General features: G+C 66.6%; 21 protein-coding genes and 1 tRNA gene. 13 read left to right on the top strand and 9 right to left on the bottom strand.

The window, feature by feature from the left end:
- Positions 1 to 4: 4 nt before the first annotated feature.
- From ccmE to LX81_RS07245, 8 genes are all read left to right on the top strand, one after another.
- On the top strand, positions 5 to 463 hold the full coding sequence (gene ccmE, locus LX81_RS07280) for a cytochrome c maturation protein CcmE (protein ID WP_111536635.1): 459 nt from the start codon (positions 5 to 7) through the stop codon (positions 461 to 463).
- Between the two features lie 49 nt (positions 464 to 512).
- Positions 513 to 1,124, top strand: coding sequence for a holin-associated N-acetylmuramidase (locus tag LX81_RS07275; RefSeq protein ID WP_111536634.1), 612 nt, complete (start codon positions 513 to 515; stop codon positions 1,122 to 1,124).
- Complete coding sequence (locus tag LX81_RS07270) at positions 1,115 to 1,729, top strand: holin family protein (protein WP_211322719.1); 615 nt, start codon at positions 1,115 to 1,117, stop codon at positions 1,727 to 1,729. The genes LX81_RS07275 and LX81_RS07270 overlap by 10 nt, the downstream gene beginning before the upstream one ends.
- Positions 1,719 to 1,907: a hypothetical protein gene (locus LX81_RS07265; protein ID WP_111536633.1), complete on the top strand. Its 189-nt coding sequence runs from the start codon at positions 1,719 to 1,721 to the stop codon at positions 1,905 to 1,907. Before LX81_RS07270 ends, LX81_RS07265 begins: the two co-directional genes overlap by 11 nt.
- A gap of 112 nt (positions 1,908 to 2,019) precedes the next feature.
- Positions 2,020 to 2,442: a hypothetical protein gene (locus LX81_RS07260; RefSeq protein WP_111536632.1), complete on the top strand. Its 423-nt coding sequence runs from the start codon at positions 2,020 to 2,022 to the stop codon at positions 2,440 to 2,442.
- Positions 2,443 to 2,514: 72 nt separating this feature from the next.
- Positions 2,515 to 4,488, top strand: a complete 1,974-nt coding sequence (locus tag LX81_RS07255; protein ID WP_111536631.1) for a heme lyase CcmF/NrfE family subunit — start codon at positions 2,515 to 2,517, stop codon at positions 4,486 to 4,488.
- Positions 4,485 to 4,940, top strand: coding sequence for a cytochrome c-type biogenesis protein (locus LX81_RS07250; protein ID WP_111536630.1), 456 nt, complete (start codon positions 4,485 to 4,487; stop codon positions 4,938 to 4,940). The genes LX81_RS07255 and LX81_RS07250 overlap by 4 nt, the downstream gene beginning before the upstream one ends.
- Positions 4,941 to 5,000: 60 nt before the next feature.
- A complete protein-coding gene (locus tag LX81_RS07245) occupies positions 5,001 to 5,777 on the top strand; it encodes an enoyl-CoA hydratase-related protein (protein WP_111536629.1) in 777 nt (258 codons plus the stop codon).
- 4 nt (positions 5,778 to 5,781) lie between these two features.
- On the opposite strand, the gene LX81_RS07240 is transcribed toward LX81_RS07245, so the two are convergent.
- Positions 5,782 to 6,561, bottom strand: a complete 780-nt coding sequence (locus LX81_RS07240) for a transglutaminase-like domain-containing protein (RefSeq protein ID WP_111536628.1) — start codon at positions 6,559 to 6,561, stop codon at positions 5,782 to 5,784.
- Between the two features lie 127 nt (positions 6,562 to 6,688).
- On the opposite strand from LX81_RS07240, the gene LX81_RS07235 reads away from it, so the two are divergent.
- Positions 6,689 to 7,789 (top strand): alkene reductase, encoded by a 1,101-nt coding sequence (locus LX81_RS07235; RefSeq protein ID WP_111536627.1) that lies wholly within the window; start codon positions 6,689 to 6,691, stop codon positions 7,787 to 7,789.
- 54 nt (positions 7,790 to 7,843) lie between these two features.
- On the opposite strand, the gene gltA is transcribed toward LX81_RS07235, so the two are convergent.
- Positions 7,844 to 9,148, bottom strand: a complete 1,305-nt coding sequence (gene gltA / locus LX81_RS07230; protein ID WP_111536626.1) for a citrate synthase — start codon at positions 9,146 to 9,148, stop codon at positions 7,844 to 7,846.
- Positions 9,149 to 9,197: 49 nt separating this feature from the next.
- Positions 9,198 to 10,652 (bottom strand): glutamate--tRNA ligase, encoded by a 1,455-nt coding sequence (gene gltX, locus LX81_RS07225; protein ID WP_111536625.1) that lies wholly within the window; start codon positions 10,650 to 10,652, stop codon positions 9,198 to 9,200.
- Between the two features lie 62 nt (positions 10,653 to 10,714).
- Between gltX and LX81_RS07220 the strand changes: the two genes are divergently transcribed.
- Positions 10,715 to 12,847: a ComEC/Rec2 family competence protein gene (locus LX81_RS07220; RefSeq protein ID WP_308418329.1), complete on the top strand. Its 2,133-nt coding sequence runs from the start codon at positions 10,715 to 10,717 to the stop codon at positions 12,845 to 12,847.
- Positions 12,848 to 13,251: 404 nt separating this feature from the next.
- Here LX81_RS07220 and lexA read toward each other — a convergent pair whose 3' ends face one another.
- From lexA to tyrS, 5 genes are all read right to left on the bottom strand, one after another.
- Positions 13,252 to 13,923, bottom strand: coding sequence for a transcriptional repressor LexA (lexA, locus tag LX81_RS07215; RefSeq protein WP_111536624.1), 672 nt, complete (start codon positions 13,921 to 13,923; stop codon positions 13,252 to 13,254).
- A 67-nt stretch (positions 13,924 to 13,990) separates the two neighbouring features.
- Positions 13,991 to 15,172: a molybdopterin molybdotransferase MoeA gene (locus tag LX81_RS07210; RefSeq protein ID WP_111536623.1), complete on the bottom strand. Its 1,182-nt coding sequence runs from the start codon at positions 15,170 to 15,172 to the stop codon at positions 13,991 to 13,993.
- Complete coding sequence (moaC, locus tag LX81_RS07205; protein WP_170133865.1) at positions 15,169 to 15,645, bottom strand: cyclic pyranopterin monophosphate synthase MoaC; 477 nt, start codon at positions 15,643 to 15,645, stop codon at positions 15,169 to 15,171. Before moaC ends, LX81_RS07210 begins: the two co-directional genes overlap by 4 nt.
- The gene (gene trpC, locus LX81_RS07200; RefSeq protein ID WP_111536622.1) at positions 15,645 to 16,454 is read right to left on the bottom strand and encodes an indole-3-glycerol phosphate synthase TrpC; all 810 of its coding nucleotides are present in this window, start codon (positions 16,452 to 16,454) and stop codon (positions 15,645 to 15,647) included. Before trpC ends, moaC begins: the two co-directional genes overlap by 1 nt.
- Positions 16,455 to 17,708 (bottom strand): tyrosine--tRNA ligase, encoded by a 1,254-nt coding sequence (tyrS, locus tag LX81_RS07195; protein ID WP_111536715.1) that lies wholly within the window; start codon positions 17,706 to 17,708, stop codon positions 16,455 to 16,457.
- A 64-nt stretch (positions 17,709 to 17,772) separates the two neighbouring features.
- Between tyrS and LX81_RS07190 the strand changes: the two genes are divergently transcribed.
- The 3 genes from LX81_RS07190 (at position 17,773) to tig (ending at position 20,471) form a co-directional block, all read left to right on the top strand.
- A complete protein-coding gene (locus LX81_RS07190; RefSeq protein ID WP_111536621.1) occupies positions 17,773 to 18,909 on the top strand; it encodes an anhydro-N-acetylmuramic acid kinase in 1,137 nt (378 codons plus the stop codon).
- A 108-nt stretch (positions 18,910 to 19,017) separates the two neighbouring features.
- Positions 19,018 to 19,102 (top strand) — tRNA-Leu (locus LX81_RS07185).
- 28 nt (positions 19,103 to 19,130) lie between these two features.
- Complete coding sequence (gene tig / locus LX81_RS07180) at positions 19,131 to 20,471, top strand: trigger factor (RefSeq protein WP_111536620.1); 1,341 nt, start codon at positions 19,131 to 19,133, stop codon at positions 20,469 to 20,471.
- 401 nt (positions 20,472 to 20,872) lie between these two features.
- Here tig and LX81_RS07175 read toward each other — a convergent pair whose 3' ends face one another.
- Complete coding sequence (locus LX81_RS07175) at positions 20,873 to 22,000, bottom strand: DcaP family trimeric outer membrane transporter (RefSeq protein ID WP_111536619.1); 1,128 nt, start codon at positions 21,998 to 22,000, stop codon at positions 20,873 to 20,875.
- Positions 22,001 to 22,007: the final 7 nt, after the last annotated feature.

The raw sequence follows: 22,007 nt of genomic DNA, 5'->3' as shown, positions 1-22,007 counted from the left end.
CGCGATGAAGGGCCTGAAGAAGAAGCGCCGCATCCAGATCATCGCGCTCGCCGCGATCTCCCTGGTCGTGGCAACCGGGCTCATCGGCTACGCGATGCGCGACGGCATCAATTTCTTCCGCACCCCGAGCCAGATCGCGGAAGCCCCGCCGCCTCCCGACGAAGTGTTTCGCATCGGCGGCCTCGTCGAGGAGGGAAGCCTCCGCCGCATGGAGGGCGAGACGATCCGTTTCCGTGTCACCGATGGCGGCGCGAGCATCCCCGTGGCCTATACCGGTGTCCTGCCCGATCTCTTCGGGGAGGGCGAGGGAATGGTCGGGACCGGACGGTATGTCGATGACAGCTTCGTCGCGACCGAAATACTCGCCAAGCACGACGAGACCTACATGCCTGCCGAGGTCGTCGATGCATTGAAAGAGCAGGGCGTTTACCAGCCAGCGAACGCACCCTTACCCACGAATTAATCCGCCTGAGCGACCTTCTGCCTGTCACGACATGCAGGAGGGCCCGACGATGATTTCCGTGAGACAGATCGCCGAAGAGATCGTCGCCCGGGAAGGCGGCTTCGTCAACGATCCTGACGATCCCGGCGGCGCGACCAAGTTTGGCGTGACGATCGGGACGTTGCGGCAACTGGGGGTCGATCTCGACGGCGATGGCGATGTCGACATCCGCGATGTGCATCTGCTCGATCAGAAGCACGCCTGCGATATCTTCATCCGGCACTACTTCGAACGCCCCCGGATCGCGCTTCTGCCCGAGCCGTTGCAGGCGAGCGTCTTCGACATGTACGTGAACTCGGGGGCGAATGCCGTGAAAATTCTGCAGCGCCTGCTGTGCGACATGGGGCATTCGATCAGTGTCGATGGCGTGATCGGCCCGCAGACGCAGAAGGCGTGCTGCACGGCTTCGAGCGATGCACCGGAACATCTCTGCGATGCTTACGGGATCGCCCGGCGCAACTACTACTATTCCCTCGGCGATCGTCGCGGCAGCCTTCGGAAGTTCGCTCGCAGGCGCGATGGCGGCAAGGGTGGCTGGATCCGTCGGGCCGAGGAATTCATCTCGAAGGAATATCATCTGTCAGAGGCCGAGCACCGCGCGCGGGTCGCTTCGTGGGGTTGATCGACCGCCTGCTTGGTGTCGTCTTCGGGGGCGGCGGTAACGTCATTCGAGATACGGTCGAAATTTTCCGCGAGAATGCCGAGGCGTCCGCGCGCCGAGGTGCCGCAAAGGATATCGCGGCGTTGGAGCAATTCGCGGCCGAATTCGCCCGTACGCAGAAGCCAGGCCTCTTCGACCGGATCATGGACGCCCTGAACCGTTTGCCGCGACCCGCAATGGCCATTGGCACGATCGGCCTTTTCGTCGCGGCGATGGTCGATCCCGTCTGGTTTTCGGAACGGATGCAAGGGATTGCCGTGGTTCCGGAGCCGCTTTGGTGGCTGCTTGGCGCCATCGTCTCGTTCTACTTCGGTGCGCGCCATCAGGCGAAGGGTCAGGAATTCCGTGCCTCCGTGGTGGAAGCGTTGATCAAGACGCCTGCGCTCCTCGGGAGCCTGCAATCGCCCGACCCCCGTGATCCCCCGTCGTCGTACGGTTTCCCCGAAAGCCCGAATGGCGATCGTCGCGGAGATGCCGGGGCAAACACCCCGAAAGTCCGGCCACCTGGCAACGACCTTTCCGAAAATGCGGCACTTTCGAAATGGAGGGCCAGGAATGGAGCCTGACTTCATTTTCAAACTCGTCTCGGAACACGGGCCTTGGGTGCTTCTCGTCTTCTACCTGCTCTATCGCGACGCCCAGAAGGACCAGGCCACACGAGAAGTGCTGAACAAGAACACCGTCGTCCTCATCGAGATGGCCACGCTTCTGAAGGAACGTGTCGCACAGGGATACGTCAGATGACCTGGCGGGAACTCTGGCGATCGATCACTGGACGCGGTCTGGCCGAGGATCTCGAGCGCAACAGAAAGGCCGCCGACAAGCTCGATGCAGCCGTCAAGGAGATGTTCAAGTCATGAAACATGCGATGGGCCTGTTCGCCGGCGTCCTGATCGCCGTTTTCGCGGGCTACGGGATCTCGGGCTATGCCGACACATATCTTTTGTCCTATGGAGCCATCGCCATCATGTCGTCCCTCATTGCGGGAACGTTTTTGTGGCTGTGGCGGATGCGGGCCACGCCGCTTGCGCTCGGCATGGCGTTCAGCTGGACGGGCAGCGCGTTCGTCATTGGCTGGTGGTGGATCTACACTCTGCTAGGACGGCCGATCGGCATGTTGGAGCATCCCGTGCTCTTCGTCTTCGTCTCATTCTATATCGCCGGCGCAATCATGCATCTCGCCGTCATCCAGCGCTCGTTCAATCTGCCGCAATTCTTCTTCGTGATCCCCGCCTCTGCGGCGGTCGCGTTGTCGGCTCTGGCGGTCATCGCGTTCTAGGCCTGCGCGGCATGGGCGCACATCGGCGTGCGTCCCATTGGCGTTGACGCATGTTGCGATTATGATCGCAGCATGGTCATCGAATTCGGGCACTTCGCTCTCATACTCGGTCTTATTCTGGCCGTCGTTCAAACAGTCCTGCCGCTCGCCGGCGCGTCGCGTGGGTGGCGTGGCTGGATGGCGGCAGGCGAGCCCGCCGCGACGGCGCAGTTCTTCGTCCTGCTCCTGTCCTTCGCGGCGCTGACATACGGCTTCGTCACGTCCGACTTCTCCCTCCGCCTGGTGACGGCGAATTCGCACACCGCGAAGCCGATGCTCTACAAGATCAGCGGCGTCTGGGGGAACCACGAGGGCTCGATGCTGCTCTGGTGCCTCATTCTGGCGTTTTACGGGGCCCTCGCGGCCTGGTTCGGCGGCAATCTCAGTCCGACGCTGCGTGCGCGGGTCCTTGGCGTGCAAGGTGCGATAAGCGTCGCCTTCCTGGCGTTCCTCATCTTCACATCGAACCCCTTCACCCGCATCGATATGCCGCCGATGAACGGGGGGGATCTCAATCCGCTTCTGCAGGATCCGGGCCTCGCGTTCCATCCCCCCTTCCTCTACTTGGGCTATGTCGGCCTCTCCATGACCTTCTCCTTCGCCGTCGCTGCGCTGATCGAGGGGCGGGTCGATGCAGCTTGGGGGCGGTGGGTCCGGCCCTGGACCCTGGCGGCCTGGATGTTTCTTACCGTGGGGATCGCACTCGGGTCCTGGTGGGCCTATTACGAACTCGGCTGGGGCGGGTTCTGGTTCTGGGATCCGGTCGAGAACGCGTCCTTCATGCCTTGGCTGATCTCCGCCGCGCTCCTGCATTCGGCCGCCGTGGTGGAAAAACGGGAATCGCTCAAGAGCTGGACGATACTGCTCGCGATCCTGGCCTTCGGCTTCTCGCTCATCGGCGCGTTCATCGTCCGCTCCGGCGTCCTGACGAGCGTCCACGCCTTCGCGAACGACCCCGAGCGAGGGGTCTTCCTGCTTCTCATAACCGGCCTCTTCATGGGTGGCGCGCTCACGCTCTACGCCCTGCGCGCGGCATCGCTCCAGGCGAAGGGCGTCTTCTCCATCGCGAGCCGGGAATCGGCGCTCGTTGCCAACAACGTGCTTCTGTCCGTGGCCTGCTTCGTCGTGTTCATCGGCACGGTCTGGCCGCTCGTGTCCGAGATGATCTGGGACCGCAAGCTCTCCGTCGGCGCACCGTTCTTCGACGCGGCGTTCACGCCGTTCATGGTCGCGCTGGCCGCGATCCTTCCCATCGGTGCGCTGATGCCATGGAAGCGGGCGAGAATGGGGCGGGTGATGGCGCCTTTGAAGGGCGCGCTCGCGCTCTCGATCGCGATGGGCGCACTCGTCTGGGTCGTCCAGACCGGCGGTTCGATGCTTGCCCCCCTGGGCGCGGTCCTCGCATCCTGGCTCGTTCTCGGCACTCTCATCGACCTTGCGACCCGTGCGGGTCGTGGTGATCTCGCGGGCCGGGCGCGGCGATTGCGCAACCTGCCGCGCGCCGATTGGGGCAAATCGGTCGCCCATGCGGGATTCGGCGTGACGCTTTTCGGGGTCTGCGCGCTGACGGCGTGGCAGGTCGAGGACATTCGCACCGCGCGTGTCGGAGAGACCTTCGAGGTCGGCACCTATGCCGTCACGCTCGCGGATGTAGATCAGGGGCGCGGCCCGAACTACGAGACCACGATGGCGGTGATGCGCGTGACCCGTGGCGGAAAGGAAGTCGCGGTGCTGCATCCCGAGAAGCGGTTCTACCCGGTCGCCCGGATGCCCACGACGGAGGCCGCGATCGACAACGGGTTCCTGCGCGATCTCTATCTCGTCATCGGAGATCCACAGCCCGATGGCGGTTGGGTGGTCCGCACCTACATCAAACCCTTCGCGAACTGGATCTGGGCGGGCTGCATCATCATGGCGCTGGGCGGCACGCTGAGCCTCACGGATCGCCGCCACCGCGTCGCGGCCGGAGCGGCGCGAAGCCCGCGGGGGGCGGTCCCCGCGGAATGAGGCGCATTGCTGCGACATTCGCCCTGACGCTTGCCCTCGCTGCGCCCGCGCTGGCGGTGCAGCCCGACGAGATGCTCGACGATCCCGCACTCGAGGCACGGGCGCGGGACATTTCGCAGAACCTCCGCTGCCTCGTCTGTCGAAACGAGAACATCGACGAATCGAATGCCGACCTCGCCCGCGACCTTCGCCTTGCCGTGCGCGAACGTCTCATGGCGGGCGACAGCAATGCGGAGGCGGTCGAGTACCTCGTGGATCGCTACGGCGAGTATGTCCTGCTGTCGCCGCGCGCCGACGGGAGCAACCTGATCCTCTGGCTCGCCGGGCCCGCCATGCTCCTCGCGGGGATTGGGGTCGCGGTAATCCATATCCGTCGCAGCCGGCGCACGGCGGAGCCCGAACCCCTCGACGAAGACGAAAAGGCGCGGCTGTCGCAGCTTTTGCGAGAGTGATCCCGCGTCAGGCTTCCCTCCGCGGCATCCGGCGATAACCTGCAGAGGGAGGACAGGCCGATGGCATACGAGACGATCGAGCTGACGCGGGAAGATGCGGTCGCGATCCTCACCCTGAAACGTCCGGACAAGCGCAACGCGCTCACCACGCGGATGCGGGCGGAACTCACCCATGCCTTGCGAAAATCCGCCACCGAGGCGCGGGTGATCGTCCTTACCGGGGCGGGGGATGCCTTCTGTTCGGGGCAGGATCTGGGCGATGGGGCCAATCTCGCGGACATGGACCTCGAACGTGTCCTGCGTGACGAATACATGCCGATGCTGAACGCGATCCATGAATGCCCCGTCCCGACGATCGCTGCCGTGAACGGAGCGGCGGCCGGAGCGGGGGCAAACCTCGCGCTTGCCTGCGACGTGGTCATCGCGAGCGAGGCGGCGAGCTTTCTGCAGGCCTTTACCCGGATCGGCCTCATCCCGGATGCGGGCGGAACCTACTGGTTGCCGCGCCAGATCGGTTTCGCACGCGCGATGGGGGCGGCCCTGTTCGCCGAGCCCGTTCCGGCCCGGCGGGCTGCCGAATGGGGGATGATCTGGGAGGCGGTTCCGGAGGAGGCTTTCGATACCCACTGGCGGGAGCGGGCGCGCGCCCTCGCCGCCGGCCCCTCCGCCGCGTATGCCCATCTCAAGCGCGCGGTCCGCGGCAGCTTCGACCGGAGCCTCGAGGCGCAACTCCAGATCGAGGCGGAGTTGCAGGGCCTCTGCGGCAAGACACGGGATTTTCAGGAAGGCGTCATGGCCTTCCTCGAGAAGCGGCCGCCGCGCTACGAAGGACGCTGAGGCGTCACGCGGTCTCCGTGACGTCCACCACCTGTTCCTGCAGGGTGACGAACCCGTAGCTCGTCAGGAAGGCGATGTCGGCCGCGTCCCGCCCGACGCCGATGATCGCGAGCCGGTCGGGCGCCGACATCCCGGACGGATCGACGAGGCGCCAGCCGCCGTCGAGCCAGACTTCGACCACCGCGTGGAAATCCATCGGTGTCACTTCGGGTCCGTAGGCGCTCACCATCCGCGCGGGGATCGCGGAGGCGCGCGCGAGACTGATCAGGAGATGCGCATAGTCGCGGCAGATCCCGCGCCGCTGCACGAAGGTATCGAGTGCCGTTGTCCCCGCATGGCTCGATCCCGGTACGTAGGACAGGCAATCCTCGATCCAGTCGGACATCGCCTTGATGCAGGCCCCGCCCGACAGGGAGCCGAACTCCGCCCCGACGAAGGACTGGAACTCGTCGGACGGGCAGTATCGCGATGCCATGAGGTAGCGGACCGCCTCGTGGGGAAGCTTGTGCACGGGATCCTGTGCCATCGTCGTGATGTCCTCCCGGCGTCGCGAGACCTCGACCTCGGCGGTGTAGGTGCAGTTGAGACGCTCTGCGCTTCTGAGCCAGACCCGTGTTCCGATCCCGTCCTCCGCCGAGATCCGGGAGAAGTGCTCCGTCACCCCGGGGTCGAAGCGGGCATTGCGCACCGCCTGATGCGGCATTTCCGCGGCCTCCACCTGCACGAGAAGGTCGGCGATGCCGTCTATCGTGTAGTCGAGGACCGAGCGGATGGAGATCTTCATGTAGGTGACCTTTCTATGGATTTGCGAAGAGCCTCTGTGCGCAGGCCGAGAGACGGGCGCGGACCTGCAGTGTCGCCGACCACGTTATAGGCCGAAGCAAATGTTAACACCCGAAAGGACTCGTTTCATGACCGAGCAAGATCAGCTCTTCTCGCCCGTGCGGATGGGGGACCTGGACCTTCCGAACAGGGTTCTGATGGCACCTCTCACGCGGAACCGGGCTCATTGCGACGGCACGCCCGCCGACATGGCGCAAATCTACTACAGCCAGCGCGCGACGGCCGGTCTCATCATCTCCGAGGCGACGCAGGTCGATCCGATGGGCAAGGGCTATCTCGACACGCCCGGGATCCACGATCCCTCCCACGTCGCGGCATGGCGCAAGATCACCGATGCCGTTCATGCCAAGGGCGGTCGAATCTTCCTGCAGCTCTGGCATGTCGGCCGGATCAGCCACGTCTCGCTCCTGCCCGATGGATCGAAGCCGCTGGCTCCGTCCGCGGTGCGCGCCGAGACGCAGACATTCACGGAGAACGGGTTCGAGGATTGCTCCGAGCCCGAGGCGATGACGCTGGACCAGATCCACGCCGTCGTCGAGCAGTTCCGCCGCGGGGCGGAGATGGCGCAGGAGGCGGGATTCGACGGCGTCGAGATCCATGCCGCGAACGGCTATCTTCTCGACCAGTTCCTGCAGGACAAGACCAACCGGCGCGACGACGCCTATGGCGGTGACGTGGCGAACCGGATGCGTCTGGTCTCGGAGATCATCGACGCGGTGGCGACCGTCCTGCCGCGCGGGCGCATCGGCATCCGCCTTTCCCCGCTCGGCCAGGCCAACGATATCGGCGACAGCGACCCGGAAACCCTCTTCACCCAGGTCTACGAGATGGTGAGCGGCAAGAACCTCGCCTATCTCCACGTCATGGAACAGTTTCCGGGCGCGGAGAACGACAGCGATGCGCACGGCATGATCGAGAGATTGCGGAGCCATTACGAGGGCTTCGTCATCTCCAACGGCGGCTATGACGGCGAAGCGGCTCGCAGCGTCATCGGATCGGGCCATGCCGACGCGGTGGCGTTCGGACGGCCCTTCATCGCCAATCCCGACCTGCCGGAGCGCCTTCGCGTCGGTGCAAAGCTGAACGAGGGTGATCAGGACACATTCTATGGCGGCGATGCCGAGGGGTATACGGATTATCCCTTCCTCGAGGAACGGGAGACCGTCTGAACGAAGAAGGCCCGCCGAATTGGCGGGCCTTTTGATTCTGCGCTGATCTGCGGTTCAGCGATTCTCGACGTTGACGTAGTCGCGCTCCGTCTCCCCGAGATAGAGCTGGCGCGGGCGGCCGATCTTCAGCTGCGGATCGCTGATCTGTTCCTTCCACTGCGAGATCCAGCCCACCGTCCGCGCCACGGCGAAGATCGGCGTGAACATCGCCTGCGGGAATCCCATCGCGTCGAGGATGATCCCGGAATAGAAATCGACGTTCGGGAACAGCTTCTTGTCGCGGAAGTAATCGTCCTCCAGCGCGATGCGCTCGAGCTCCTTGGCGGTCTGGAGCGTCGGGTTGTCCTCGATCCCCAGAAGCTCGAGAACCTCGTCGGCCGATTGCTTCATCACCGTCGCACGCGGGTCGTGGTTCTTGTAGACGCGGTGCCCGAAGCCCATCAAACGGAACGGGTCGTCCTTGTCCTTCGCACGCGCGATGTATTCCGGGATCTTGTCGGGCGTGCCGATCTCCCGCAGCATCTCGAGACAGGCCTGGTTCGCGCCGCCATGCGCGGGCCCCCAGAGACAGGCGATGCCCGCCGCGATGCACGCGAAGGGATTGGCGCCCGAGGAGGAGGCCAGCCGCACGGTCGAGGTCGAGGCGTTCTGCTCGTGATCGGCGTGGAGCGTGAAGATTCGGTCCATCGCCCGGCTCAGGATCGGGTTCACCACGTAATCCTCCGCAGGAACGGAGAAGCACATCCGGAGGAAGTTCGACGCATAGTCGAGATCGTTGCGCGGATACACGAAGGGCTGGCCGACTGAGTACTTGTAGGCCCAGGCCGCAATCGTCGGCATTTTCGCGATCAGGCGGATCGACGCGACCTCGCGCTGCCAGGGATCGGAGATGTCGGTCGAATCGTGGTAGAAGGCAGACATCGCGCCGACGACGCCGACCATGACGGCCATCGGGTGCGCATCGCGGCGGAAGCCGCGGAAGAAGTTCATCATCTGCTCGTGGAGCATCGTGTGCTGCGTCACGCGATGTTCGAAATCCTCGAGCTGCGCCGCATTCGGCAACTCGCCGTAAAGCAGAAGATAGCAGACTTCGAGGAAGTGGGATTTGGAGGCGAGCTGCTCGATCGGATAGCCGCGGTGCAGCAACACGCCCTCGTTCCCGTCGATGAAGGTGATCGTGCTGTCGCAGGCCGCGGTCGAGGTGAACCCCGGATCGTAGGTGAAGACGTCACCCTGCGCATAGAGCTTGCGGATGTCGATGACATCGGGACCGGCCGTGGGCGAATGGATCGGCAGTTCGATCTGCTTGTCGCCATAGCTCAGCGTCGCAACCTGCGGAGGTTTCTGGTCGTCGGCCATACTTAGTTTCCCCTTGCTTTCGGGAGCGTCGGCCACGGGCCGACCTCGATCAGAATGTCGCGTCGCGGATATCGGTTCCGGATGACGCTGCATCGCGAAGACGGGCGAGGGTCTCCTCTCGTCCCAGCACGACCATCATGTCGAACACACTCGGTGTCGCCGTACGCCCGGCGAGGGCGGACCTGAGGGGCGAAGCGATCTTGCCGAGCCCCACATCCTTCTTCGTGGCGAACGCGGTCGCTGCCGTTTCCAGTTCCGTCCTCTGCCAATTAACATTTTGCAGGTGCGGCGTCAAACCCCTGACCAGCGATCGACCCTCGTCATCGAGCGCCTTGGCGGCCTTCTCGTCGGGGTTGATCGGACGCTGCGCAAGCGCGAAGGCGGACTTGTCGAGGAGGTCGGGATAGGTCTTGGCCCGCTCCCGCGCGAGCGGCAATGCGCGCTCGAGAATGCTCGACGTTTCCGCATTGAAAGGCGGTTCGCCGGACGCCTCCCGCCAGGCGGCGAGACCGGAGAGAAGGGCGGGCGTTTCCATCGCGGCGATATGCTGGCCGGACAAGTTGGCGAGCTTCTTGAAGTCGAGCCGTGCCGGCGCGCGGCCGATCCCGGTCAGATCGAACCAGCCGAGCGCGTCTTCGGTCGAGAAGAACTCGTCGTCGCCATGGCTCCAGCCGAGCCGGGCGAGATAGTTCCGCATAGCCGGCGCCGGATAGCCCATCGCCACGTAATCCTCGACGCCGAGCGCGCCGTGTCGTTTGGAGAGCTTCTTGCCGTCCTCGCCGTGGATGAGCGGGATATGCGCCCAGACCGGCTCCTCCCATCCCATCGCGCGGTAGACGAGAAGCTGGCGGGCGGCGTTGTTAAGGTGGTCGTCGCCCCGGATCACGTGGGTTACGCCCATGTCGTGGTCGTCGACCACGACCGCGAGCATGTAGACGGGCGTTCCGTCGGAGCGCAGCACCACCATGTCGTCGAGCTGGTCGTTGCGGATCGTCACGTCGCCCTGCACGGCGTCGCGGATCACCGTTTCGCCCTCTAGGGGGGCCTTCACGCGGATCACGAATGGCGCGTCGGGATGGGTTTCCGGGTCGGCGTCGCGCCACGGCGAGCGGTAGAGCGTGGAGCGCCCCTCCGCCTTCGCGGCGTCGCGGAAGGCCTGGATCTCCTCCTGCGTGGCGAAGCACTTGTAGGCGGTACCGGCTGCCAGCATCTCGTGGGCGATCTCGGCATGGCGCGGCGCCTGCGCCGCCTGACTCACCGCGTCCCCGTCCCAGTCGAGGCCGAGCCAGGAAAGCCCCTTCAGGATCGCCGCCGTCGCCTCGGGCGAGGAACGCGCGCGGTCGGTATCCTCGATCCTGAGCAGGAAGCGTCCGCCGCGTCCGCGGGCGTAAAGCCAGTTGAAGAGCGCCGTGCGCGCGCCGCCGATATGCAGGAACCCCGTGGGCGACGGCGCGAAGCGGGTCACGACGGGCCTCGGATCGGCGGTCGGATCGGCGTTTACCATTCGGAAACCATACCTGGTGGATGCTCAGCGCGGTCTAAGCAATCGATGCGGGGAGAACAAGTGTGCGGGACGCGGCCGTCGCCCGGCTGAGCGTTTGGCTCGCCCTCGACGCGCAGCGGGGCGCGCTCATGCCGTGGATCCCGGTCTGCCTCGCGATCGGCATCGGGCTCTACTTTTCGTTGCCGACGGAGCCGTCGGCAGGCGTCTGGTGGGCGCTCGGCCTCGCCACGGCGGCCGGGATCGCGGGCGCGATCGCGGGGCTCTGGCGCTGGCCGCCCTATCTCGCTCTCCTCCTCGTCATGATCGGCCTGGGCCTCGCGGGTATCCGCAACGCGAGCGTTTCCGCCCCGGTGCTCGGCTGGCGCTATTACGGCCCGGTGGAAGGGCGGGTGATCGAGATCGACCGCTCCTCGTCGGAGATGCCGCGCCTCACGCTCGACCGGGTCGTGCTCGAACGTACCCCGCCCTCCGAGACGCCAGAGCGGGTGCGCGTCTCGCTTCACGGCGACCAGAGCTGGCTCGACCCGAAACCGGGGATGACGATCCTCGTGACCGCTTTTCTCGGTCCCCCCGAAGGCCCAGTGGAGCCCGGCGGCTTCGACTTCCAGCGCATGGCCTGGTTCGAGCGGTTGGGGGCCGTGGGCTATGCCCGGACGCCTGCGCTCCTCCTCGAGCCCGCCGGCGCGGCGCTGCCCGTGGAACGGATGCGGATGGCGATCTCGGCTTACGTGCAGGAGATCCTGCCCGGAGAGCCCGGCGCCTTCGCGGCGGCGATCACCACGGGCGACCGCTCCGGAATGGGGCAGGAGACGATCGAGGCCCTGCGCATCTCGAATCTCGCGCATCTCCTGGCGATCTCCGGCCTCCATATGGGTCTTCTGACGGGTTTCGTCTTCATGGCGCTGCGGGGCGGGCTGTCGCTCGTGCCTGCGCTCGCGCTGAACCGGCCGATCAAGTCCTATGCCGCGGCGGGCGCGCTCTGCGCGGGGGCCTTCTACCTCTCCCTGTCGGGTGGATCGGTCGCGACGCAGCGCGCCTTCATCATGGCCGCCGTCGTGCTCGGGGCGGTGATCCTGAACCGCCGCGCCCTCACGCTCCGCGCGGTCGCCGTCGCGGCGATCGTCGTTCTCGTCCTGAGACCCGAGGCCCTGACCGGGCCGGGGTTCCAGATGTCCTTCGCCGCGACCGTAGCACTCGTGGCGGTCTTTCGCGCAATGCGCCACCAGGGTCCGCGGCGCCTGCCGAACTGGACGCGACCCGCGCTCTCCGTCGTGATCTCTTCGGCCGTGGCCGGTGCCGCGACCGCGCCCTTCGCAGCCGCGCATTTCAACCAGATCGGACAATACGGCCTTCTTGCCAACGTCATCTCCGTCCCGCTCATGGGTCTCGTCGTGATGCCTGCCGCGGTGGTGAGCGCGCTGCTGGCGCCGTTCGGGCTCGCCTGGGTGGGTCTCGAGATCATGGCGCCCGCGATCCGGTGGATCCTCGGCGTCGCGGAGTTCGTCTCCGGCCTCGACGGGGCGCTCACGAGGGTGCCATCGCCGGGGGCCTCTGTCCTGCCCCTGATCGCGCTCGGTGCGATCTTTGTGATCCTGTGGCAGGGGCGGGGGCGTCTCGTCGGCATCGCGCCTGTGGCATTGGCCTTCGGGCTCTGGGCCGGGGTCGAGCGGCCCGACATCCTGATCGCGCCGTCGGGAGGGCTCATCGGCGTGATGGGGCCCGATGGCCGCGCGCTGAGCAAGTCGCGGGGCGACGGCTTTGCCGCGACGGCCTGGCTCGAGAATGACGGCGACGATCCGGTCCAGGAACGCGCGGCCGAACGTCCGGGCCTCGACGGACCGACGGGCGAGAAGTTCACCCGGATCGGCGATCTCGAGGTGATCGTCCTCTCGGGGCGGGGGGTCGCCGAACGCGCAAGGGCCGCCTGCACCCACGGGCGGGTCGTCGTCGTGCGGGAGGGCTGGGCGGATGCGGACTGCACGCTTCTCGACGAAGACAGCCTGTCGCGGACCGGAGCGCTCGCGCTCTACGATCGTACGTCCGGCGTATCGGTCGTGACGGCGCGGGAGGTGGCGGGCGACCGGCCCTGGAACGCCCATCTGCCCCGCCGCCGCGAAGCGCCCGACTTGCGCGGTCCACGAACTCTGGCCAGCCGATGGAAAGGCGTACGGGAGGTGCGGAGTTTTTCTCCCTGACAAATCTCAACGGTCGAGGTTCAGGACACGATCCGTTCGATATGGGGTGCTGATGGACGGACCGACGATGCATTGGCACGGACCGATAGATTGGATTCTGCCCATTGCGAAAATGAAAAGTTCCGTGATCGGCCTTCCGACATGGACGACGCACAGTTGCAAACCCGGTTATTCGCCGAAGCGGACCGGATGACGTCGACCGTTCAACGGTCCCTGCGAACCAAATAAGTTACATGAATTCCCAAGAAACTTTGAGCCCGGCTGACATATGCCTTCCGCTAGGCGACGCTACCCGGCGCACGAGGCTGCACAGCGCCGTATCCTTGGTTCGACCCGGGATTTGCCTGACCATCGCTGCTTCCAAGCTCCGGACGGGCTGGTCCGCGCGTGGTCCCTAACCGATTTCAGTAGGTTCGGATGAGCCCGACCAACCGGCCCTGCACGTCGACCTGGTCGTCGCGATAGATCCGCGTCTCGTAATCCGGGTTCGCCGCCTCGAGCGCGATGGACCCCGCATGGCGGCGGAACCGCTTCAGCGTGGCCTCGCTCCCCTCGACGAGCGCCACGACGATGTCGCCGTTATCGGCCGCGGAGGTTTCCCGGATGACGACCATGTCGCCGTCGTTGATCCCTGCGTCGATCATCGAATCGCCGCGAACCTCCAGCGCGTAATGGTGGCCCGCAGCCGCGAGCATCGCGCCCGGAACCGCGAGACTGGACGAGGCGTCGGAAATCGCCTCGATCGGGACACCGGCGGCGATGCGGCCCATCAGGGGCACGTGGCGCACGTCGCCGTCGCTGCGACCCGGCGCGGTCGCGGCATCGTCCTGACGCGCCGAGGCGGCGGCCGATGTCTCCATCAGTTCCGGCAGCTTAACGATCTCGATGGCGCGGGCGCGATGGGCAAGGCGGCGGATGAACCCGCGTTCTTCCAGCGCGGTGATGAGGCGGTGGATGCCCGACTTGGAGCGCAGATCCAGGGCCTCCTTCATCTCGTCGAAGGAGGGGGGGACGCCGTCACGCTGAACGCGCTTGTTGATGAAGTTCAGCAATTGCAATTGCTTGCGCGTCAGCATCTTTTCCGGCCCTTATCCGCAGGATCTCTTTGTTCGTTCTTGGTTCTATCCACGTTCCTGTTTTGTGTCAACCAGATAGGCCGAGGGGAACGATCTCCACGAGCTCTCCCGCCTCCCGGGGCGGATCGTTCGGAGGACGGACGACGAGCGCGTCCGCGGCGGAGAGAACGGAGAGCAGCGCGCTGTCCTGCGACGTCGCGATCCTGGCGCCGTCGGGGCCGAGTTCCGCACGCATGTAATGCTCGCGGTCCCCGTTCGCGCCGATGCCTTCGGCCAACGGAACTTTCCGTCGCGGCGCGGCGTGTTCGCCGAGGCCCAGCATCACGCGCAGGGCGGGCAGGAGGAAGACGTGCCCGCAGACCATCGAGGAGACCGGATTGCCGGGCAGGCCGATCATCGGCATCCCGTCGAGGCGGCCCGCCATGAGCGGCTTTCCCGGCCGCATCGCGACCTTGTAGAACGCCCGCTCCATCCCGCGTCCCTCGGCCACGGCGCCGACGATGTCGTGCGCCCCCACCGACGCGCCGCCGATCGTGACGACGAGATCGGCGCCCTGCGCGAGATCGATGGCGGTGGCAAGCGATGCCTCCGTGTCGCGGGCGATGGGCAGGAGGCGCGCCGTGCCGCCAGCGGCGTCGACGAGCGCGGCGAGCCCGAGATTGTTCGACGCCACGATCTGGTCGGGCCCCGGAACCTCTCCGGGCATGACGAGCTCGTCGCCCGTCGCGATCAGGGCCACGACGGGCCGGCGGATGACGGGGATTTCGGCATGTCCCATCGCGGCCAGGAGCGCCACGTCCTCCGGGCGCAACCGTCGCGCGGGCGCGAAGCTGTCGGTGCGCGTGAAGTCGAGACCGGCGGGACGCACGTTCGTGCCGGTCCCGACATTGCCGCCGATCGTGATCGTGTCCCCGTCGCGCGTGACATCCTCCTGAATGACCACCCGCGTGGCGCCCTCGGGGACCGGCGCGCCGGTGAAGATCCGCACCGCCTCCTCGGGTCCCACGGGGCCGTCGTGGCGGCGTCCGGCCGCCGAGGTGCCGATAACGCGGAACCGCGCCCCCGGCTCCGGATCGCCCGCGATCGCGTATCCGTCCATCGCGGAGGCTGGGAAGGGTGGCTGGTCGCGCAGAGGCGATATCGGGCGGGCGAGAACGCGGCCGGCCGCCCGGCGGATCGGCACCCGTTCGGCGTCGAGCGGCGCGAGCAGCGCGAAGATCCGCGCGAGCGCCTCGTCGGTGGAGATCACCGCGGCGCCTCGTAACGCCCGGATTTCCCACCCTCCTTGGACAGCAGGCGGATGCCGCCGATCTCCATGTCCTTCTGCACCGCCTTGACCATGTCGTAGATCGTGAGACAGGCCGTGGACACGGCGGTCAGGGCCTCCATCTCCACGCCCGTCTGTCCGCTCGTCTTGACGATCGCCTCCACGCGGATGCCGGGCAGGCTCGCGTCGGGGGCGAGATCGAGCGCCACCTTCGTCACCGGCAGCGGATGGCAGAGCGGGATGAGATCGGCGGTCCGCTTCGCCCCCATGATCCCGGCGAGCCGCGCCACGCCCAGCACGTCGCCCTTTTTCGCCCGGCCCTCGGTCACGAGGGCGAGCGTCTCGGGCGCCATCCGGACCCAGCCCTCGGCGCGGGCCTGCCGCGCGGTCGTGGCCTTCTCCGAGACGTCGACCATGTGGGCATGGCCTTCGGCATCGAAATGGGTGAGCGGCATCAGCGCAGGCCGGACGTATGCGGATCGGCGAGCAGGCGGCGCGTGGCGGCCGTCACGTCGTCCTCCCGCATCAAGGCCTCGCCCACGAGGAAGGCGCGCGCCCCGTAACGCGCGAGTTCCGCCAGGTCTTCGGGCGTGGAGAGGCCGGATTCCGCGACGATGACGCGGTCGGCACCCACCCGCCGCGACAGACGCTTCGTCGTCTCGAGCGAGGTCTCGAATGTATGCAGGTCGCGGTTGTTGATGCCCACGAGACGGGAGGAGAGGCGCATGGCACGGTCGAGCTCCGCCTCGTCGTGGATCTCGATCAGCACGTCCATCCGCCAGTCCCGCGCGGCGGCCTCGATCTCCGCGGCGCGGACGTCGTCGACGGCGGCCATGATGACGAGGATGCAATCGGCACCGATGCTGCGCGCCTCCGCCACCTGCCAGGGATCGTAGATGAAATCCTTGCGCAGGACCGGCAATCCGGTCGCCGCCCGCGCCGCCACGAGGAAATCCTCGTGCCCCTGGAAGGACGGCGCGTCGGTCAGCACCGAAAGACAGGCGGCGCCGCCCTCCTCGTAGGCGGCGGCGAGCGCGGCGGGATCGAAATCCTCGCGGATGAGCCCCTTCGACGGGCTCGCCTTCTTCACCTCCGCAATCAGGCCGTAGCCCTCGTAGGTGGCGGCGACGAGCCGGTCGGCGAAAGGCCGGACCGGGGGCGCGTCGCGTGCGGCATTCTCGATCTGAGATTGCGACATCTGCGACTTCCGCGTGGCGATCTCCTCGAGCTTGTAATCCTTGATGCGGTCGAGGATCGTCGGCATTCAGTCCTCCAGAGTGACGAGCGCGTGACGTTTTCGCCCCGCGCTGAGCTTGACGGGTGAGGCGAGGGCGCCCGTATCGAGCATCAGGCCCGCATCGGTCAGCGGCGCGTCGTCGATCCGCGCGCCCCCCTCCGCGATCAGGCGCCGCGCCTCCTTGCCGGACTTGGCGAGACCCGCGCGCACGATGAGCTGCACGATCGACACGCCGTCCGCCGCCTCGGCACGGGGCAGGGCGAGCGTCGGCAGGTCGTCTCCGACGCCACCGCGCTCGAAGACCTCGCGCGCCGTGGCCTCCGCGGCCTCCGCCGCCTCGCGGCCATGACAGAGCGTGGTGACCTCGCCCGCGAGCACGACCTTGGCCTCATTGATCTCCGCGCCGCCAAGGCTGCCCAGCCGGTCGCATTCCTCGACGGGCAATTCGGTGTAGAGCTTGGCGAAGCGGCCGACATCCGCATCGGTCGTGTTACGCCAGAACTGCCAGAACTCGTAGGGCGAGAGCATGTCCGCGTTGAGCCAGACGGCGCCGGACTGGCTCTTGCCCATCTTGCGCCCGTCGGACGTGGTCAGGAGCGGCGAGGTCAGCCCGAAGAGTTCCGCCCCGTCGGTGCGACGGGCGAGATCGGTGCCGTTGACGATGTTGCCCCACTGGTCGGAGCCGCCCATCTGCAGCCGACAGCCGTGCCGGCGGTTGAGCTCCACGAAATCGTAGGCCTGCAGGATCATGTAGTTGAACTCGAGGAAGGACAGCGATTGCTCCCGGTCGAGGCGCGACTTCACGCTCTCGAAGGACAGCATCCGGTTGACGGAGAAGTGCCGCCCCACATCGCGCAGGAACTCGAGGTAGTTGAGCCCGTCGAGCCACTCGGCGTTGTCGAGCATCAGCGCGTCCGTGGGACCCTCGCCGTAGCGGAGGTACTTCGCGAAGACGCCCTTCATGCCGGCGATGTTCTCGGCGATCTGCTCGGGCCCGAGGAGCGGGCGTTCGTCGGCGCGGAAGGACGGATCGCCCACCTTCGTCGTGCCGCCGCCCATGAGCGTGATCGGCTTGCCGCCGGTCTTCTGCAGCCAGCGCAGCATCATCACGTTCAGCAGGTGGCCGACATGAAGCGACTTCGCCGTCGCGTCGTATCCGATATAGGTGGGAACGACGCCTTCCGAGAGCGCCGCGTCGAGGCCCGCGTAATCGGTGCAGTCGGCGACGAAGCCGCGTTCGATCATCACCGCGAGGAAATCGGATTTGGGCTGGAAGGTCATCGGGTGCGCGTCCATGCTCGGAATGAGGTTTTGCTATACCGGCGCCGCCACTGGAGGGAAACCCATGTTCCTTGACGCGCTGAAATCGGGACCCGTCCGGGCGCTCGGCACGATGTCGGGCACGTCGCTCGACGGGGTGGACGCGGCGTTCGTCGTGACCGACGGGGCGGCGATCTTCGGCTTCGGCGGCCATGCCTACCGGCCCTACGAGGCGGAGGAGCGCGCGATCCTCCACGCGGCCCTTGGTCGATGGGAGGGTCTCGCCGCCGCCGCGGAGATCGTGGAGCGGGCGCATCTGGAGATCCTGAGCGGGATGACCGGGGCCGATCTCGTGGGCTTCCACGGCCAAACGACGGCGCACGATCCGGGCGGACGCGGCACCTGCCAGATCGGCGACGGCCGGCGCCTCGCGCACGCGCTCGACTGCCCCGTCGCGTGGGATTTCCGCAGCGCCGACGTCGCGGCGGGCGGGCAGGGGGCGCCGCTCGCGCCCTTCTTCCACCATGCCTGCGCCCGCTACGTGGGGGCCGACGCGCCCCTGGCCTTTCTCAACCTCGGCGGCGTCGGCAACATCTCCTGGGTCGACCCACGGGTCGCCTCGCCCGCTGCGCCGGATGCCTGCGCGGCCTTCGACACGGGGCCCGCGAACGCGCCCCTGAACGACCTGATGCGGCAGCGGCGGGGCCGCGACCTCGATGCGGGTGGTGCGCTCGCCGCCGAGGGCCGCGCGGACGACGAGGTGCTCTCCCGCCTCGCGCGGTCGAACTTCTTCGGGCGGCTGCCGCCGAAATCGCTCGATCGCGACGAGTTCGCCTGGCTCGGCGGCGCGGTCGCGGATCTGTCCGACGCGGACGCGGCCGCCACGCTGACCGAAGCCGTGGCGCTGTCGGTGGCGCTGGGGATGGACCACCTGCCGACGCCGCCCGAGCGGATCCTTGTCACCGGGGGCGGGCGGCACAACCCGGTGATGATGGCGGCGCTCGCGCGGCGTCTCGACTGTCCCGTCGCCGCCGTGGAGGCGGTGGGGCTCGACGGCGACATGCTCGAGGCGCAGGCCTTCGCCTATCTCGCGGTGCGGGTGGCCCGAGGCTGGCCGATCTCCGCGCCGGCCACGACCGGCGTTCCCGTGCCCACGGGCGGGGGGCTCCTCTCCTGGCCCGGCGACGCGCTGGAGATGGCGCGCCGCGCGCGCTCGGGCTGAACGGCCTGTCCCGCCGGCCTCGGACGGCGATTTCCGCTCGCAAAGGCACGGGCGCTCTGCTAGGAGGGCGCGAATTTTCCGGGCGGGTCCAGTGACGCGCCCGGTCATGCGGGTGTGGCGGAACTGGTAGACGCACTTGGTTTAGGTCCAAGCGCCGCGAGGCGTGGGGGTTCGAGTCCCTTCACCCGCACCACGGAGATGATGAGAAGGATCACGGCACAATGCAGGTCAACGAGACCCTGAACGACGGCCTCAAGCGCAGCTACCACATCACCGTCACCGCGGCGGAGCTCGACGCGAAGGTGGACGAGAAGCTCGCGGAGGCGCAGCCCGGGGTCGAGATGAAGGGCTTCCGCAAGGGCAAGGTGCCGATGGCGCTCCTGAAGAAACAATTCGGCCAGCGCCTGATGGGCGAGGCGATGCAGGAAGCCGTTGACGGCGCGATGACCGATCATTTCGAGAAGACCGGCGACCGCCCCGCGATGCAGCCCGACGTGAAGATGGCCAACGAGGACTGGAAGCCCGGCCAGGATGTCGAGGTCGACCTGTCCTACGAGGCGCTTCCCGACGTGCCGGAGTTCGACGCCAAGGAGATCAAGCTCGAGAAGCTGGTCGTCACCGCCGATGACGCGGCCGTCGACGAGGCGCTCGAAGGGCTCGCCAAGAACGCGCAGAGCTTCGACACGAAGGAGGGCGCGGCCGAGGAGGGCGACCAGGTCGTCATCGACTTCAAGGGCTCCATCGACGGCGAGGAATTCGAGGGCGGCGCGGCCGACGATTATCCGCTGGTGCTCGGCTCCTCCTCCTTCATTCCGGGCTTCGAAGAGCAGCTGACCGGCGTGACCGCGGGCGAGGAAAAGGACGTGAACGTCTCCTTCCCAGCGGAATACCAGGCGCCGCATCTCGCGGGCAAAGACGCGGTCTTCGCCGTCACCGTGAAGGAGGTGAAGGCCCCGAAGGCGGCGGAGATCGACGACGATCTTGCCAAGCAGTTCGGATCCGAGGATCTCGAGGCGCTGAAGGGTCAGATCCGGGAGCGGCTCGGCGCGGAATACGGGCAGGCGTCGCGGTCGGTCATGAAGCGCAAGCTTCTCGACCAACTCGACGAGAAGGTCAGCTTCGAGTTGCCGCCGTCGCTCGTCGATGCGGAGGCGAACCAGATCGCCCACCAGCTCTGGCACGAGGAGAACCCCGACGTGCAGGGCCACGATCACCCGACGATCGAGCCGACCGACGAGCACAAGAAGCTCGCGGAGCGGCGCGTGCGGCTCGGTCTTCTGCTCGCCGAGCTGGGCCGGAAGAACGAGATCCAGGTAACCGACGCGGAGATGACGCAGGCGGTGATGAACCAGGCGCGGCAATATCCCGGCCAAGAGCGCCAATTCTTCGAATTCGTGCAGCAGAACCCGCAGATGCGCCAGCAACTCCAGGCGCCGATCTTCGAGGACAAGGTGGTCGACTACATCTTCGAGCTTGCCGACATCACGGAGAAGGAGGCGTCCAAGGAAGACCTCCAGGCCGCCGTCGAGGCGCTCGAGGACGAAGAGACCGCCGCGGCCTGAGCCACCGGCAGAGCAAGTCCCGAACCGCGCGGTGCAATCCGCGCGGTTTTTTTGTGTAGCGCCGACCCGGCGACGAAAGATGGTATCCGGGCTCCGCTGCGCCACGTCGACAAAGCGTGCGTGGGTTCGAACGCGGCAATCCGGCCCCCGGTCTTGCGGTTCGGAGGAATTAAAAGGTTGTGTATTCGACTGCCAGTTCCCCCGCGCACGCGTCAGGGTCGTGCAGAGCCTCGGGAATTGAAGTGCCGTATTAACAAATGTTTCTAAACCGCATAATTTTCTAGCTTAGTGAGCCGCGACGGTTTAGATGGTCGGCAAGATGAAAACCCGGCCGAGGTCGGGGGAAGGGCCGCTCTGGGAGGAAGCGGCCCTTCTGTATTTGAGGGCGAGGAGCCTACGCCCTAGAACGCCACCTGCACGGATGCCTGGATACGGTCCACGTCGGCGGAGCCTTCGGTGAACGTATCGCGCGTGCCGCGGAGGTACTCGATCCCGAGCGTGGTGTTCTCGACCGGCGAGTAGAGCGCGTTGAGGTGAATGGTCTTCACCCGCTCGGTCCCGACGCCGCCCGGCGCAGACCCGTTCTCCCGCCAGCCGTAGATCGCCGAGAGGGTCAGCTGGTCGTTCACTTCCTGCGTCAGCCCGGCATAGGCCGCGTTGACCTCGATCGCGTCGTCATCGCCGTCGAGCTCGGGGCCGACGAAAACCATGTAGGACGCGATTCCCTCGCCGTGAGTATAGGCCGCCATGAGTTCGGCGCCCTGCCACAGGCTCGCGGTGGTCGAGAGGTTGAAGCCGTAGGCGTCGGCCTCGCCCTCATCGTCGTCGATCTTGCCGTAGACGCCGGACAGGCGCACGAGAAGCGGATCGGTGTCGTAGGCGACCGTGCCGATGAAGGCCGGGCCGTCGCTGTCGAACGGCGCTTCCTCGATGGCGACCTCGGTGACGAAGTTCCCGCCGAACTCGTGGGTATAACGCAGTTGCGTCGGACGCAGGAACGGGATCCCTGCCACACCCTGGAAATCGAGCGTCACCGGGTAGGAATCGATCGGCATGAAGGTCGTCCAGTACTGGCCGGCTCGCCATCCGTTCCAGGTCACGGTGGCGTGACGCAGCCGCAGCTCTCCGCCACCGCCGCCGTAGAAGTCGGTCTCGATCTGGGTCTCGACATCCCCGTAGGGCGTAGCCGTCGTCGTGCGCAGGCCGAGGCGCGTCTGGTTCGCAGTCGCGGTGAATTCCTCGCCTGTCAGGTTGTTTACGTCGATCGTGGAGAGCGGGAAGATGGTTTCCCCGAGTTCGGTATCGAGATCGAAGATCAGGTCGGCCTTCACGTAGCCGTAGATCTCGATCTGCGTTGTCGAGTCCTCGCCGAATGTCAGCGGCCCGGCATTCCCCGCCTCGAGTTCCGCGACGCGCTGTTCGAGCGCCGCGATCCGCGCGGCATCGTCTTGGGCGATGGCCGGTGCGGCGATCGCGGTGCAAGCCAGGAATGATCCGTATCCGGCAAGCCGGAGCCTGGAAATGGTCATGGTCTGT

Source organism: Palleronia aestuarii, assembly GCF_003253995.1.
GTDB lineage: Bacteria > Pseudomonadota > Alphaproteobacteria > Rhodobacterales > Rhodobacteraceae > Palleronia > Palleronia aestuarii.
The sequence above is the reverse complement of the archived record's forward strand: the minus strand, read 5'-3'. Positions and strand labels throughout refer to the sequence as shown.